At 67.6% G+C, this 13656-nt stretch carries 13 protein-coding genes and 2 pseudogenes; 6 read left to right on the forward strand and 9 right to left on the reverse strand.

Going from position 1 to position 13656, the window contains the following annotated elements; all coding sequences use genetic code 11:
• A partial coding sequence (locus tag ABD220_RS05360; protein WP_344120500.1) for an aldehyde dehydrogenase family protein occupies nt 1-491 on the forward strand: 491 nt, incomplete at its 5' end.
• 319 nt (nt 492-810) lie between these two features.
• Here ABD220_RS05360 and ABD220_RS05365 read toward each other — a convergent pair.
• The 6 genes from ABD220_RS05365 to ABD220_RS05395 all read right to left on the reverse strand — a co-directional run bounded on the left by ABD220_RS05365 (nt 811) and on the right by ABD220_RS05395 (nt 7137).
• Nucleotides 811-2058, reverse strand: coding sequence for a cation:proton antiporter domain-containing protein (locus ABD220_RS05365; protein WP_344120501.1), 1248 nt, complete (start codon nt 2056-2058; stop codon nt 811-813).
• A 558-nt stretch (nt 2059-2616) separates the two neighbouring features.
• Nucleotides 2617-3480: an alpha/beta fold hydrolase gene (locus ABD220_RS05375; protein WP_344120503.1), complete on the reverse strand. Its 864-nt coding sequence runs from the start codon at nt 3478-3480 to the stop codon at nt 2617-2619.
• Between the two features lie 537 nt (nt 3481-4017).
• Nucleotides 4018-4470 (reverse strand): hypothetical protein, encoded by a 453-nt coding sequence (locus tag ABD220_RS05380; RefSeq protein ID WP_344120504.1) that lies wholly within the window; start codon nt 4468-4470, stop codon nt 4018-4020.
• Between the two features lie 103 nt (nt 4471-4573).
• Nucleotides 4574-5323: a DUF4386 domain-containing protein gene (locus ABD220_RS05385; RefSeq protein ID WP_344120506.1), complete on the reverse strand. Its 750-nt coding sequence runs from the start codon at nt 5321-5323 to the stop codon at nt 4574-4576.
• A 580-nt stretch (nt 5324-5903) separates the two neighbouring features.
• Nucleotides 5904-6155 (reverse strand): putative antibiotic biosynthesis monooxygenase, encoded by a 252-nt coding sequence (locus tag ABD220_RS05390; RefSeq protein WP_344120508.1) that lies wholly within the window; start codon nt 6153-6155, stop codon nt 5904-5906.
• Between the two features lie 58 nt (nt 6156-6213).
• Nucleotides 6214-7137: an NAD(P)/FAD-dependent oxidoreductase gene (locus ABD220_RS05395; protein ID WP_344120510.1), complete on the reverse strand. Its 924-nt coding sequence runs from the start codon at nt 7135-7137 to the stop codon at nt 6214-6216.
• Between the two features lie 77 nt (nt 7138-7214).
• Here ABD220_RS05395 and ABD220_RS05400 point away from each other — a divergent pair, with 77 nt between their 5' ends.
• The 3 genes from ABD220_RS05400 to ABD220_RS05410 all read left to right on the forward strand — a co-directional run bounded on the left by ABD220_RS05400 (nt 7215) and on the right by ABD220_RS05410 (nt 9734).
• On the forward strand, nt 7215-7802 hold the full coding sequence (locus tag ABD220_RS05400) for a helix-turn-helix domain-containing protein (RefSeq protein ID WP_344120512.1): 588 nt from the start codon (nt 7215-7217) through the stop codon (nt 7800-7802).
• 579 nt (nt 7803-8381) lie between these two features.
• Nucleotides 8382-8756 carry a hypothetical protein gene (locus ABD220_RS05405; protein WP_344120514.1) on the forward strand — a complete coding sequence of 125 codons (375 nt, stop codon included), beginning with the start codon at nt 8382-8384 and terminating at the stop codon, nt 8754-8756.
• A gap of 411 nt (nt 8757-9167) precedes the next feature.
• A complete protein-coding gene (locus ABD220_RS05410; protein WP_344120515.1) occupies nt 9168-9734 on the forward strand; it encodes a M15 family metallopeptidase in 567 nt (188 codons plus the stop codon).
• Between the two features lie 1027 nt (nt 9735-10761).
• On the opposite strand, the gene ABD220_RS05415 is transcribed toward ABD220_RS05410, so the two are convergent.
• The 3 genes from ABD220_RS05415 to ABD220_RS05430 all read right to left on the reverse strand — a co-directional run bounded on the left by ABD220_RS05415 (nt 10762) and on the right by ABD220_RS05430 (nt 12848).
• Nucleotides 10762-10941 carry a hypothetical protein gene (locus tag ABD220_RS05415; protein ID WP_344120517.1) on the reverse strand — a complete coding sequence of 60 codons (180 nt, stop codon included), beginning with the start codon at nt 10939-10941 and terminating at the stop codon, nt 10762-10764.
• Nucleotides 10942-11114: 173 nt separating this feature from the next.
• Entirely contained in the window at nt 11115-11273 is a 159-nt protein-coding gene (locus ABD220_RS05420; RefSeq protein ID WP_344120519.1) for a zinc transporter permease, read from the reverse strand.
• Nucleotides 11274-11654: 381 nt separating this feature from the next.
• Nucleotides 11655-12848 (reverse strand): IS30 family transposase, encoded by a 1194-nt coding sequence (locus tag ABD220_RS05430; RefSeq protein ID WP_425552512.1) that lies wholly within the window; start codon nt 12846-12848, stop codon nt 11655-11657.
• 93 nt (nt 12849-12941) lie between these two features.
• Here ABD220_RS05430 and ABD220_RS05435 point away from each other — a divergent pair.
• Nucleotides 12942-13289 (forward strand): annotated as a pseudogene (locus tag ABD220_RS05435) (recombinase family protein); the annotation flags it as partial.
• A gap of 270 nt (nt 13290-13559) precedes the next feature.
• Nucleotides 13560-13656 (forward strand): annotated as a pseudogene (locus ABD220_RS05440) (four-helix bundle copper-binding protein); the annotation flags it as partial.

A 13656-nucleotide genomic window follows, 5' to 3' on the forward strand; every position in this document is an offset into this window, starting at 1 on the left:
CCAAGGCCCGGGACTCCGTGGAGGAGTTCGTCACCGACGCCGTCTCCCGCGGGGCGAAGGTCGTGGTCGGGGGCCGGCGGGTGGAGGGCCCCGGGTACTTCTTCGCCCCCACCCTGCTCACCGACGTGCCCCGTGACGCGCGGGCGGTGACCGAGGAGATCTTCGGCCCCGTCGCCCCGGTGGTGACCTTCAAGGACGAGGACGAGGCGGTGGAGCTGGCCAATGCCACCGAGTACGGGCTGGCCTCCTACGTGTTCACCGAGAACATCTCCCGCGGGCTGCGCATCGGCGACCGGATCGAGTTCGGCCTGATGGGCCTCAACGTCGGAGTGATCTCCAACGCCGCGGCCCCCTTCGGCGGGGTCAAGCAGTCCGGGCTCGGCCGCGAGGGCGGGGCCGAGGGCCTGGCCGAGTACACCACCACCCAGTACATCGGCGTGGAGAACCCCTGGGCCACCGCCCCCACCCCCGGCACCGGCACCCCCGCCTGAGAACCGCGCAAGGGGCCGTGGGACCTGGCGCACCAGGTCCCACGGCCCCTCGTTGCTGCAGGAATGGAAGTGGACCGTCGGCAGTGGGGGCAAGGTTGGCCCCTGCCGCTTTACATATGGCGGGTTAGAGGCGGATCGCAGACGAGGTTATCGAGACAAATGTCGTCCTGAACCCCGCGTCGGACCCACCTCGTGCGAACCGTGTTGACCTGAGAATTGGTATGGGAAGTATGAGTGCGGGGCCGCCTGACGGCCTCCGCGCCCTGCAGCAGGCGTCGTGACTGCCCGGCGCATGTTCGGGAAAGGAGCCGTTGCTGCCTCACGCCGCGGTTTCCTTTTCTTCCTTGAGCTGCGGTTCGCGGTGCTGCAACCACGCGCTCAGGGGTGCGGAGGTGAGCCCGTGGACGATCACGGAGGCGGTGATGGCCAGGGTGGCGTAGACGAAGATCTCGTGGTGGCCGGTGTGGCGCTCGGCCAGGGTGGCGTAGAACAGCGCGGAGACGCCCACGGGGGCGAACCAGCTCAAGAACGCCGTCTCGGACCGGTCATGGATGTCCTTCAGCAGCGGGCGCAGCGCCCACAGGGTCACCAGCCGGCGCACCAGCACGGCCGCGGCCATCACCACGGGGGCCACCCAGCCCAACTGGGTCCACTCCCCGAAAGGCAGCGCCATGCCCAGCAGGATGAACACCGGCAGCAGGAACAGTCGGGCCACGGCGTCGTGCACCTTGTCCTCCTGGGCCTCCTCCCGCTGGGGGATGACCTGCCCGAACACGGCCACCCCGATGAAGACCACCAGGATCGCATCGGTGCTCAGCAGCTTGCCGGCCCCCAGCAGCAGCAGGGCCAGGGGCACGATGAACGCCAGGTAGGAGCTTTCCTCCATCAGCCCGTGCTCGCGCACGAGCACGAAGAGCTTGCCCAGCAGGTATCCGGCCACCGCACCGATGACGGCGCCGGCGAGCACCTCCCACAGCAGCACCTTCGTCAGCAGCTCGTGCCAGGCCTGGTCCGGTTTCGTCAGCAACAGCACGGGCAGCATGACGAAGAGGTATCCCAGCCCGTCGTTGATGCCGCTCTCGGCCGAGAGATTGTGCCGGACCCGTTCGGTGACCTTCTCCTCGGCCATCGACCCGGTGACGATCGGGGTGGTGACCACCGGATCGGTCGGGGTGATGATTGACCCCACGAGCAGGGCGATCAGGAACGGAACTCCCAGTCCCCACCACAGCACCCCGGTGGCGACCACTAGCATCACGGCCATGCCCGCCCCGATGATCACCGCGATCCACCGGGCGTTGTTCCGCCAGTAGCCGTGCGGCAGGCGCAGGGCGACCCCGGCCAGTCCAATGGCCAGGGTGATCCGCGCGGCTTGTTCGAGCAGGGTGCCCTCCGGGACCCCGAAGTCCTCCATCCGCAGCAGGCCCAGGGCGTGGGGGCCGATCAGCGCCCCAAAGCCCAGGCACAGCAGGGGGCCGGGCAGGCTCGCCCGCTGCAGCACGGTCGAGAACGCCGCGAACACCAGCAGCGCCCCGGCGAACAGGGCCAGCACCAGATTGATGTCCACGTCGGTTTCCTCCTCCGCGCCAGTGGGCATCGGGGGCCGCATCCCCGGGTCCCGATAACGGCTCATCTCACAGTAGCCTTATCAATGCGAGAAGGGCACCAGGGTCGATGCAAGCGGGCGACGAGCAGCTGGCTGGGGCGACGCCCTCGGCCGGTGCCGTGGGAAAGGGCCAGACGCCCTGGTCGACCCATTGGCCGCCCCAAGGAGGGGAGAAAAGGGTGGGTGCCCCTTCCACGACAGGCAGAGCCTGCCTGGTGAGGCCCTGAATTGAGAGATACAGGAGCAGGCGTCGACCCTGTTTATATATGGCCCGGTTACCGGCCGCTAAGCCACGGGCGTTGATGCGGCAGCAGGACATGGTCCATCTGGGGCGGTCGGCGCAGAGCATGCGTGCCTTCGCCGAGTCACTGCGCGACAGTGGAGCAGGGCTGCGGGTGCTGAACCTAGGAGGCGTCGCCACCGCCACCGCGACCCGGGTCATGGGTACCGCCTATATCGGTGACGCCCTGGAGATCGATGGCCGACCCTCGTCGGTGGAACGTCCAGGGGCCGGCAACGCTACCTCGGGTGTGTTCCGTCGAGGCGAGTGAGCAGGCGTTGGACCATCTCCAGGACAGGGGTGGGGGTGTCGGCGGGCAGGAAGTGATGTGCGTTGTCGATGACTGTCAGTCGGGCGGTGGGGATGGTCTCGGCCAGGCGCTGCCCGTAGGACAGTTTCATCTGGGAGTCATGGCGGGCCCAGAGCACCTCCACCGGGATGGACCACCGCGGCAGGAAGGGCGCGACCGCGAGAGTGTAGGCCTGGTGCAGGGACCGCAAGTGCCGCTCCAGCCGCTGCGGCCCGTCAGGGGCGCGCCACGGGGCGGCGAACCAAGGGGTGTAAGTGTCAGCCCGGTCCTGATGCACGAACAGGGCACGCAGGCTCCGCTGCAGGCCGGCGCCCAGCACCTGAGGTGGCGTACGGCGCAACACGAGCCGTCCCAGCTGCATCGCCCGCACGGCGGGGACGGGCCACCCGTCGAAGCACACACCATCGATGATCCCCACTGCCTGAACCCGGTCCGGGGCGACCGTGGCCAGGATCTGGGCCACCCCACCGCCGAGGTCATGACCCACGACGATGCACCGGTCGATCCTGAGGACGTCGAGTAGATCCAGGAGGTGACCGGCCTGAGAAGCCAGGTCCACGCCAGCGTCTTCGGGTGCCCCGGACCATCCGTAGCCGAGCATGTCCACCGCCACGACCTGCGTTCCCGCGCCCAATTGCGGGGCGACGTCGTGCCAAAGCATGTGGTTGGTCGGAATCCCGTGCACCAGCACCACCACGGGCCCCTCGTTCCCGATCCGCCAGACGTTCAGGCGCCGGCCACCGATGTCGATAAGTTCTCTGGTGCCCACGGGCACCGGAGGTGCTTCCACCATGCCGGTTTCCTCCTCGTGCTCGCTTGCTCCGTCGTGCCGTGGAAACAGGTGTTCGGGGTCCCCGGGGTGGCCTGGTACCGGCGCCCGTGTCCGAGCATCCTGGACTCCGTCAACGAGACCGTGCCGACGACCGGTGCGAAGCCGGCAGTGCCCTGAGTCTCGGTCAACCAATGACGCCTTCCACGCTAGCCACCTGCACCGCCACGGGAAAGGGATGGGCAGATGCGGGGAACTGCCGCAATATCCGGTGACATCTGGTTTGGCTGTCCCGTGCCATGCTCCCAGCCACGGCCCGAGGGTGTGGTCGTGCATCCACTGGCCGACATGTGGGTCTCGTGGCCAGCATCGAATCAATTCGACCGCTTTACATATGGCCGGTTAGGGGCGAGCGGTTTTGTCGGTGAGGTGCCTGTACGGGCATTGAATCGTCCCTGGTGCGGTGAGGCCGATTCGTCCGGTTCTGCTGTGGGGGTTGCGGTGGAACACTGATCGCCATGATGTCCGGGTTCGACAGTTGTCCCCGGGAGGAGGGGCTGGTCAGCGCCACCGGTCGCCCTTGGCGGTGATGTAGTGGCGCCACACGTAGCCCCACGGAATGACCGCCACGATGATGACCACGAGGGTGCAGCTGGCCAGCACCTCCATCGTCTCGGCGTCCATATCGCCGGCGAGCATTTTGGGCAGAGCGACAACGGGGAGCCAAATGAGCTTCCAGGCCACCTCGAACAGCAGGATCGGCAGCAGCTTCACCGGGTGGCGCAGGCCCAGCAGCGCCAGGACCGCCATGGCGGTGAGCATGCACACGACCACGCCCTCCTTCAGCGGCCAGGGCTCCTCGTGGACGAAGAGGTCAGGCACCCGGAAGATCACCAGGCCCACGCCCATCAGAGCGTAGCCGGCGCGCATCAGGTGCAGACGGTAGAGCGGCAGCTCACTCCCGGGGCCGCGGTCATTGGGGTGGGTGAGCTGGGGTGCGGCGGTGGTGGCCATGGCCGTGTCCTTCGGTGGCAGTGCCCGTGGCTCCTGCCGCGGGTTTGATGCGGTGGAACTTGTGCCGGTGCCTGCCCTGTAAAGGGTGCAGCCCCGGGGAAGGTTATCGCCGGCCGTCGTGGCCCGGGTCGGTGATGCTGGTGGTGTCCGCTCCAGTGGTGAAGGGTGAGGGCTTGAAGCCCTTGACCACCAGCCACAGGCCCAAGGAGAACTCCCACAGCGCGATCGGCAGCGCCGCCAGGGCGGCCAGGGCCGAGACCTGGCCCCACAGATCGAGTGTGGTGGCCACGGCCGAGGCCACCAGCAGCGGGGCGCCGATGAAGCCAATGATGGGCAGGATCCGCGGCACCAGCCGTGAGCGGTAGAGCAGGGGCGCGAGCAGCAGGGCGTTGACGGCCGGGAGGAAGCCCTGGCCGGTGAGGAACATCCAATCGCGCAGGATGATCAGTGTCTGGGCGCTGGCCAAGGCGTCGGCCCCGGTGCCGGCCTGTCGTAGGGACACGATCGTGAGCAGGCAGGCCACGCTGGCGAAAATGGTGGCCGCTTCCAGGGTCCGTGCGGCGATGAAGCCCAGTGAGAGGGTCTCGTCGACCCGCTTGAGCACGCGGTGCAGCACGATGGCGGTGCCGATGCAGGCCAGGGCCACGACGATCTCCAGGCCCACCCCGAGCAGAACCGGGGTGTCCGGGCCCGGACCCAGAACGTAGTCAGGGTCGTGGACGGGGCCGTACAGGGCCAGGGTAGGAATCGAGATGAAGGTCAGCAGATAGAGGAGTCCGGCGATGAGCGCGGTCTTCCGCGCAGGGTCCATCGGGGCTCGTGGTGTGGTGGTGGTGCGGTCGGTGACAGCCATATCGGTCTCCCGGGATGAAGTGGCGAACAACGGAGGGTCAATGGGCGCCGAACCACGGTGGGCCGGCACGGCAGTGGGCCGGCGGGGCGGCCAGGGACCGATGACGGGACCGGAGAACACGGCGAACCCGGCGCGGTCGGGTCCACGTGCGTGGCCACTGGTCCGATGGAGCCGCGGAGGAGAGGCGAGGTCCGTTCCGCCGGGTCCGCGCCATTGTGGCCGGGAAAGGAAAGGCTGGTGCGCGGGGCATCTCCGTTCCAGGGAGTGCCGGAGAGCTGAAGCCGCCGCGGAGGATGAGGACGGGATCGATCGGTGGCAGCGGCTGAGTCCAGGACTGATGCGGTGGCGGGCCACCGTGCGCGGTGGAGATCGATCAAGCTGCGTTGGTGTCGCCGCTGGTGAGTGCCTGCGAAAAACTGCCGGGTCCTCAAGGACCGGCGCGATCAGCTGGGTCGTGATCCCCATGATCCGCCCGGGGGTTCGCCGCGCCTACGAAGGGGCCTTTTATTAAGTCCCCGCCGGTGGGACGTCCCACCCTCACCGGAGCCCACAGCGCACGGGGACGGTGATCGCGTTCGGCTCATCGGGTCGTGAGAATGCGGGTGCGGATCCGGTGCAGGTGGGGCATGAGGCCGTAGATGACGATCGGGACCGCGACGGTGGTGAGCACCAGAGTGCGCAGGACCGTCGGTAACGGCTCCAGCCACGGCCCGAGCACGAGGTTGAGGATGGTGAGGGTGGGGAAGACGGCCAGCCAGATCATCAGCGCCAGGTGGTGCCGGTTCGGCGGTGACACCGGCGCAGAGCGCGGAGGCGCGGATCGGTGGGGCATGGGTGCTCCTCGAGGTGGTGTGGTCGATCGATGGGTGGCGGCAGGACCGGGGTTCGGGTCAGCGGCCCATGTCGCGCACGGCGGTGCGGACGTCTTCGTCCACCAGGTCGGCGTTGATGGCGATCGCGGCCGCGGAGCCTTCACCGGCGGCGGTGATGACCTGGGCCCGGGGATTGGCCACGTTGCCCGCCACCCACACCCCGGCAACGGTGGTCTGGCCGGTGCTGTCCTTGACCGGCCATCCGGCCTCGTCCAGCTCACACCCCAGCCCCTGCAAGAGGTCGTGGTGGGGAACGAAGCGCGGCGGCACGAACAGCACGTCACGGCCGATGGTGCGACCGTCGTCCAGCTCGACTCCGCACAGACGGTCGCCCTCCACCAGGACCCGCTGCACGGTGCCCTCGACGAGGCCGATGGATCGAGCGGTCAGCCCCGTGCGCTGGGCTGTGCTCAGGGTGCCGGTGGGCGCGAAGAACACGACGTCCTCGGACCACTGGGCCACGATCTGTGCGTAGTGCACCGTGTCGGGCGAGGCGCCGAGTACCCCGAGCCGCTGGTCGCGCACCTCGTAGCCGTGGCAGTACGGGCAGTGCAGCACATCCCGGGCCCACCTCTCAGCCAGCCCCGGGATGTCGGGCAGCTCATCGCGCAAGCCGGTCGCCACGAGCAGCCGCCGCCCGGACACCCGCCGGCCGCCCGAGAGCGGCACCGAGAACCCGGAGGTGCCGTCGCGCACCAGCTCGGTGACGGTGCCTTCGAGGATCTCGCCGCCGTAACCGGTGACCTCCGCCCGGCCCAGGGCCAGCAGCTCCCCCGGGGGCAGGCCGTCACGGGAGAGGAACCCGTGCATGTGGGATGCGGGGGCGTTACGCGGGGCCCCAGCATCCACCACCAGCACCTTGCGGCGGGCCCGGGCCAACACCAGTGCCGCCGAGAACCCGGCGGCTCCGCCACCGATGATCACTACGTCGTATCTGCTCATGTCCACCAGCCTGAGCCGCCGTTCCCGAGTTGGCAACGAACGTTGCTGCTCCTGGGAAAAAGGCGTTCGATGGGGCTGTGGACGACACGACAACGGTGATCGCAACGACCCTCGACCAGGTCGGGGCTCGGTTGAAACGGCTACGCACCCAACGTGGGGTGACCCTGACCGCTCTGGCCGCCTCGACCGGGATCTCCAAAAGCACCCTGTCGCGGCTGGAGACGGGGCAGCGACGACCGACCCTGGAGCTTCTGCTGCCACTGGCGCAGGCCTACAACGTGCCGCTGGACGATCTGGTCGGCGCCCCCGAGGTCGGAGACCCCCGGATCCGACTGAAGCCACGGCGCGCGCACGGGCGGACCGTCATCCCCCTGACCCGGCAACCCGGCGGCATCCAGGCCTGGAAAATCATCATCCCCGCATCCAAAGACGTTCCCGAGATCAAGACCCACGAGGGCTATGAATGGCTGTACGTGCTCTCCGGTCGCATGCGCCTGATCCTCGGAGACCATGACCTGATCCTCGCAGCCGGTGAGGTGGTGGAGTTCGACACCCGAGTGCCCCACTGGTTCGGCAGCACCGAGACCCAATCCGCGGAAATCCTCAGCCTGTTCGGTGGACAAGGAGAACGAATGCACGTCCGCGCCAAACCCCGCCAGAAGTAGCGAGAGCAGTCAGAAGCGATGGCGCCCTCATCTCTACAATCTCTTTCGCAGAAGTGGAGCCTCAAGGTGGTTCGGGGTGAACCCGTTCCCCTCTTACCTCAGAATGCGGCGATGCAGTAGGGGTTGTCCTGCGGGCGTTCCACGCTCGGAAATCCGGGGTGCAAACCCAACCGTCGATCCGGCCACTCGGGCGCTGGTCAGACGGTAGGCGACAGGGCGTATAGCTCAGTCCCGGCTGCTTTACATATGGCGAGTTGCCGGCCACTCATCCTGAGGGCGATGTTGCAGTAGGGGGTTCCTCAGCGGATGGGTCTACAACAGGCGTCAACGTCTCCTGAGCCACCACGACAGGGAGCAGTAGTGGCTCAGTGCGCAGAGGGCCTTCCTACTGTGCAGGCTTCACGAAGTGATGAGGCACTTCTAGACGCCTCTTTACAATTGCTACTCACTTTCTCCATAGTGGTGAGAGCTTTTCTCGGGATCGGTCAGCTGGTTGTTCCGAGGAGGCCTGGCTGGGGCAGCAGTCGGAGATTGACGCGGTGCTCCGATCCGCTCGATGCCAGGTGAAAGGGCTTGATCATGCGCGAGGACCTCACCGCTGCCTGCGGGCCCTGGGGTGTGATCCAGCGGGTTTTGCTGCGTGAGCACCTGCGCCGGGCCGAGGTGTTGCTGGATCCGGCCGAGACCGTACAGGTGGTGGCGCCGGGGTGGTGGCGGTGCCGGCGGACTCTGGTCGTGGTCACGACCACACGGCTGCTGCTGGTCCGCCGAGAACTGAAGTTCTCCGTGCTCGATCAGGGGATCTACCCGTTGCACAGCATCAGGGCCCTGCGCGTCCATACCTGTCCTCTGGAGGGGATGCGGTTCCGGGTGAGTGTGGGTCTGGATTTGGAGGAGTTCTCCGTGGCCCGGCACGGTGATCTGGTAGAACACGCACTCCGGAGGTCCAGGTGATGTCCACGGACTGCGGGGTGGGTTGATCGCCACCACCAGTTCCGGAGCTTGGTCACCGGCGGGTCCACGGGTGAGCAGGGGTACGTCCGTGGTGGAGAGGTGCTCTCGACAACCCGCATCTGCGCGGGGACTCTCCTCATCCCGAGAGAAGACCACGGCCGCTCACGCCCTCGGGTGAGTGCTCCCGGGGTTCGTCACAGTGTCACACAGCACAGATCGCGGGGGTCGTGCAGTTACGCTGAGGCGGATCTTTCCTGGACACGTGGGGGCGTGAGCATGATGAAGAACTTTGGTGGACTTCTCGGTGGGGCGGTAGCACTGAGCCTGGCGACGGGTTTGATGGCGCCATCGGCGGCGGTCGCGACAGGGACTGCCTATGACATCGACTCGGCCTCGAGCCTGACGGTGGTGGTGAACAAGCACCGGCCGCTGGACCCGCAGACCTACGTGCCGAAGCCCCTCAGCCGCATCCAGGCCGAACGGATGCGCTCCGATGCGGCGGAGGCCTACAAGAAGATGGTTCGGGCTGCCAAGGCTGACGGGGTAAACATCGTCGCCGTGAGCGGGTACCGCTCCTACGACACTCAGGCCAGCCTCTACGACAGCTACGTGCAGCAGTACGGGCAGGAGACCGCCGACACCATCGCCGCCCGTCCCGGGCACAGCGAGCACCAGACCGGGCTGGCCATGGATGTGGGCAACTCCTCCGGGGTGTGCGCGCTGCAGGACTGCTTCGAGGAGACCCCAGTGGGGAAGTGGGTGGCCGCCAACGCGCCCGCGTACGGGTTCATCATCCGCTACCCCAAGGGTGAGCAGGGTGTCACCGGGTACACCTACGAGCCCTGGCACCTTCGCTACGTCGGCTCGGATGTCCTGGCGGAGCAGATACACGCGGGAGCCAAGGCGACGGGTGAGCCCGACGTCGACACCATGGAGGAGTTCTTCGGGCTGGAGCCGGCCCCGGACTACCTGCCGTAATCGGAGCCGATCCCGACCCCCATCGCTGCTCGCCCCAGGACCTCAGTGGCGCCACGAGCCACGCATTGACCCCTGGGCGCGGGATGTGCTCACCGGCCCGAGTCGGTGGAGAGGACGTCCTGGCGGGTGCCCCGCTCGGCGACCAGGTCGTGGCGCCGGCCCAGGGGCACCGGATGCGAGCCTGCTTGGTGTGCGGCCATGGCGGCCGGTGGCTGGATCCTCCGTCCAGGCTGGGTCGGTGTCTCCGGGTCGGCCCGGGGCATGGTTTTGCGCGGTCATCACCGTACGTCGAGCAGGTCCGCGCGGGACCGCTGACCGCGGGCAGAAGACCAGTCAAGGGCGGCAACGGAGACCTGCGTTGCGTTCGGCCCTCAGCGGGGGAGATGGCGCTGCAGCCACAAGGTCAGCCACATCTGCAGCCGCAGTTCCTCCCAGGACGAGGCGTTGACGACCAGTGCGGCCGGCCCGTAGCGGTGGACGGAGTCGACGCCGTCGCGGTCGGTGAGCTCCGGTGATCATCCGATCGACCAGGGCCGCATGGTCCTCGGCGATGTCGGTGCGCAGTCCGGCGTCGAAGCGGTCCACCTCGGGTACGACGGTCACGTTCGATTCCGCGGCGGTGGCCGCCTCCGGTCCTTGCCTCCGCAGCGCGGAGATCGTCCGCCGCACGTGGTCGACCATCTCGGTTCCGGTCATCGGGTCGCGGCCGTGGGCGGACTGTTAGGCGCTGTAGATGGGCAGGCCGGGCAGGAGGACCTGGTGCCCAGCACCGGTGAGCACGGGGCGGCGGAGCATGGGGAAGTCTTTGATGCGGTGATGACCGCTCTGCCAGTGCGCCTCGGGGACGGCGGGGGTGATGACCTGTCCCAGGTTAGGAGGCGTACCCGTCCACCAGGGCCAGGGACTCTGCCGGTGGATGCGGGTCCACGAGCATCCCGTGCCGCGCCCAGCTGGGCCAACTGGGCCGGGTCGAGTCCTCGTCCAGCGATCTCGGGTCGACCCCGAGCTCGGTGACCCGGTCGGTGATCTATTCCCACACCGGGGCGACGGAGTCGATCGTGCCCTCGAGCACCCGGCTGGGGTTGAAGCCGTGGTCGGCCATGTCCGAGCACAGGTGCTCCAGGGCCGGGGCGCGTTCGGTGAGGTATTCCTCGAGTGCGTCGGAGGGCTGCTGCGGCGCCATCCACTCGTAGAGCTGCTCGGTCATGAGTGCCACTGTATGTGTCCCACTCACCGCCCAACACGGAGACCGGAGCCACGACCACAGCTGGAACGCCCACGCTTCGTGCATGGCAATAGGGGTTTCGTGAGACCCGTGGGCCAGGCGACTCGGGGAACCCTTTGCCTCGCGCAGGGTTCCCCGAGCTGTCACGGGAATGGCTACTGGCACTCGTCGTAGTGGTCCTCGTGCTCGGAGTGCCGGTGCCCGTCGTGGAGGTAGTCCACGTGGTCGTCGTGCTCCATGGTGTCGTGCCCGCAGTTGTCCCCGTGGGTGTGTTCGGCCTTGGTGTGCTCGGCTTGCTCGTCGTGACCAGCCATGATGATCCCCCCTGGTGATGCGGACCCGGAACAGGTCTGCTTCTCCAGCGAAGCACCGGCACCGGACCCTGGTAATGCCTTTCGAGGAGTCATCGGTGTGGCCGCAGACATCAACTCCTACTTCACCTGCCGGGCAGTGTGGTCGGAGTCCTCTCGCGGGCCTCCGGCGCGCTGAGGCCGCCGCGACGTCAGCCTTGGGGTGATCGGACAGTTGCAGGTCGGCTCGTGGACAGCGGGGGCATGAACAGCTCGCCGCCTTCCGCTTTACATAGGGCCTGGCTATCGGCCTTGAGCCTGGGTGACACTCTGGTCATGACCACGCTGGACCGGCTGGGGCGGTCGACGCAGAACATGCTCACTTTTGCGGAGGGTGCTTTCTCGTCATGGTCGCAACAGCGGGTGGTGTGGGAAGGGTAGCAAGGCGTCGAAAAGCTCCGCGGGAGTCTTGCCCCCGAGGACGGCCCTGGGTCTGTGGTTGAGCTGGTACGCGACGGCTTGAAGGTGCTCCGGGGTATGGACGGACAGGTCGGTGCCCTTGGGAAAATACTGGCGCAGCAAGCCATTGGTGTTTTCGTTCGAGCCGCGTTGCCAGGGCTTGCCCTTCTCACAGAAGAACACCGGGCATCCCAGATCCGCGCTGACCTCCCGGTGCCGGGACATCTCGATGCCCTGGTCCCAGGTGATCGAGCGCCGCAAATCCGGCGGCAAGGTTCCGAGGGCGGCCACCAGGCCGCGGTGCACGACTTCGGCGTGGCGGGAGCCGAGCACGGGGATCAGTACGGTGAAGCGGGTGGTGCGTTCGACGAGTGTGGCGATGTTGGAGCGGTGGCCGGGCCCGGCGATGAGGTCGCCTTCCCAGTGTCCGGGCTCGAGACGCTCGAGAACCTGCGCCGGCCGGTCGGTAATCATCCGCACCGGCAACCCGAACCTGGCCCGGCGCCGGGACGGGTGCCGGTGGGCCTTCCGGTAGGTGCGCCCGGTGCGCAGGCAGGACCGTGAGCTCCGGGCCAGCGGCGGGAGCTGATGGCGGTAGACGGCCCGGTAGATCGTCTCGTGCGCCACATGGCGCTCTCGCTGGCCCGGGAAGGTCGCAGGCAGGGCCCGGGCTATCTGGGAGGGACTCCAGTACTCCGCCAGCCTCGCGGTGACCCAGGAGCCCAGCTGCACGTCAGCCTGGACCTTGAGCCGATGGTGACGCCGACGACGTTCCCGGGCCAGGTGCTCGGCGGTGAAGGGCCGGTAGGCGGCCAGGCCACCGCGGTTGCGGCGGACCTCCCGAGAGATTGTCGACGGGGCCCTGCCCAGCAGCGTGGCGATGCGCCGCAGGCTCGTGCCGGCGTGCAGCTCATCGGCGATCAGTAACCGCTCCTGTTGGGACAGGAACCGGGTGGAGATCGGTTGCGGGGCCGGGGTGAGCGCCTCGAAGGTCACCACGGTGCCGTCGGTGCGGGTGATCCGGTAGCCGTTCTTCCAGTTGTTCGCCGAGCTTCGGCTGACACCGAGTTCACGGGCGGCGGCGGCCACGGACCAGCCCTGGCCGATCATCTTCAGGAACTGCTCGCGCTTGGCCGACATCGGACGCCGCCCGACCCGGCGATCATGGCCTCGCAGTGGTGCTGTCATGACCCAACTTTCGGTCAGGTGTTGCGACCATGACGAGAAAGCACCGAGGCGTTGCGGGCCAGGGGTGCCGGGTTGCGGGTGCTCAATCTGGGTGGGGGAGACGTGGACACTGCCACCCCGATGGGGTCGATGGTGTTCACCGTCATGGCGGCCTTGGCCCAGATGGAGTTGGGGACCAAGCGCGGACGGATCACCGACTCGGTGGCGAAGCGCCGGGCCGCCGGCAAGGACCTCGGTGGGCGCCGGCAGACTTTCACCGACTCTCAGATCCGCAATGCGATGCGCCTGATCGAGTCCGGGGAGCCGACCACCCAGGTGGCACGGGACCTGGGGATGTCCCGGGCGACCCTGTATCGGCGGATGCGGGAGCTGCCGGCGCCGACGACCAACTGAGCAGGTGATTTCCAAGAAGCCAGCTGGTGCGCCGGTCACTTTCTCCCCATGCAGGTCGTGGATTGCAACGTCCTTTACCTCTGGATGGCGATCCCAGGCGACGATCGTGGCCGGCTGAGCATATGCGGCAGCCTTTCCGGTGGGTCGGATCTATCTGGAATTTTCAAGGCGGTGGGCTTCGCCGAACCGAAACGGCAGGTTACTGTCAATTGTATAGCGGGCCGGCGCCTGCCGACCTGCTCCGTCGGATCGATGCAAAGGAGCGGGACCATGACGCATGTGACCTCAATGCTGGAGACCTATCCGAAGGACCTGGGGAACATCGACCGGCAGAAGCTGGCCGAGTGCATCGCCGCCTGTTTCGAGT

Origin of the sequence: Kocuria aegyptia, assembly GCF_039530085.1 — a bacterium.
In the GTDB taxonomy this organism is placed as follows: domain Bacteria; phylum Actinomycetota; class Actinomycetes; order Actinomycetales; family Micrococcaceae; genus Kocuria; species Kocuria aegyptia.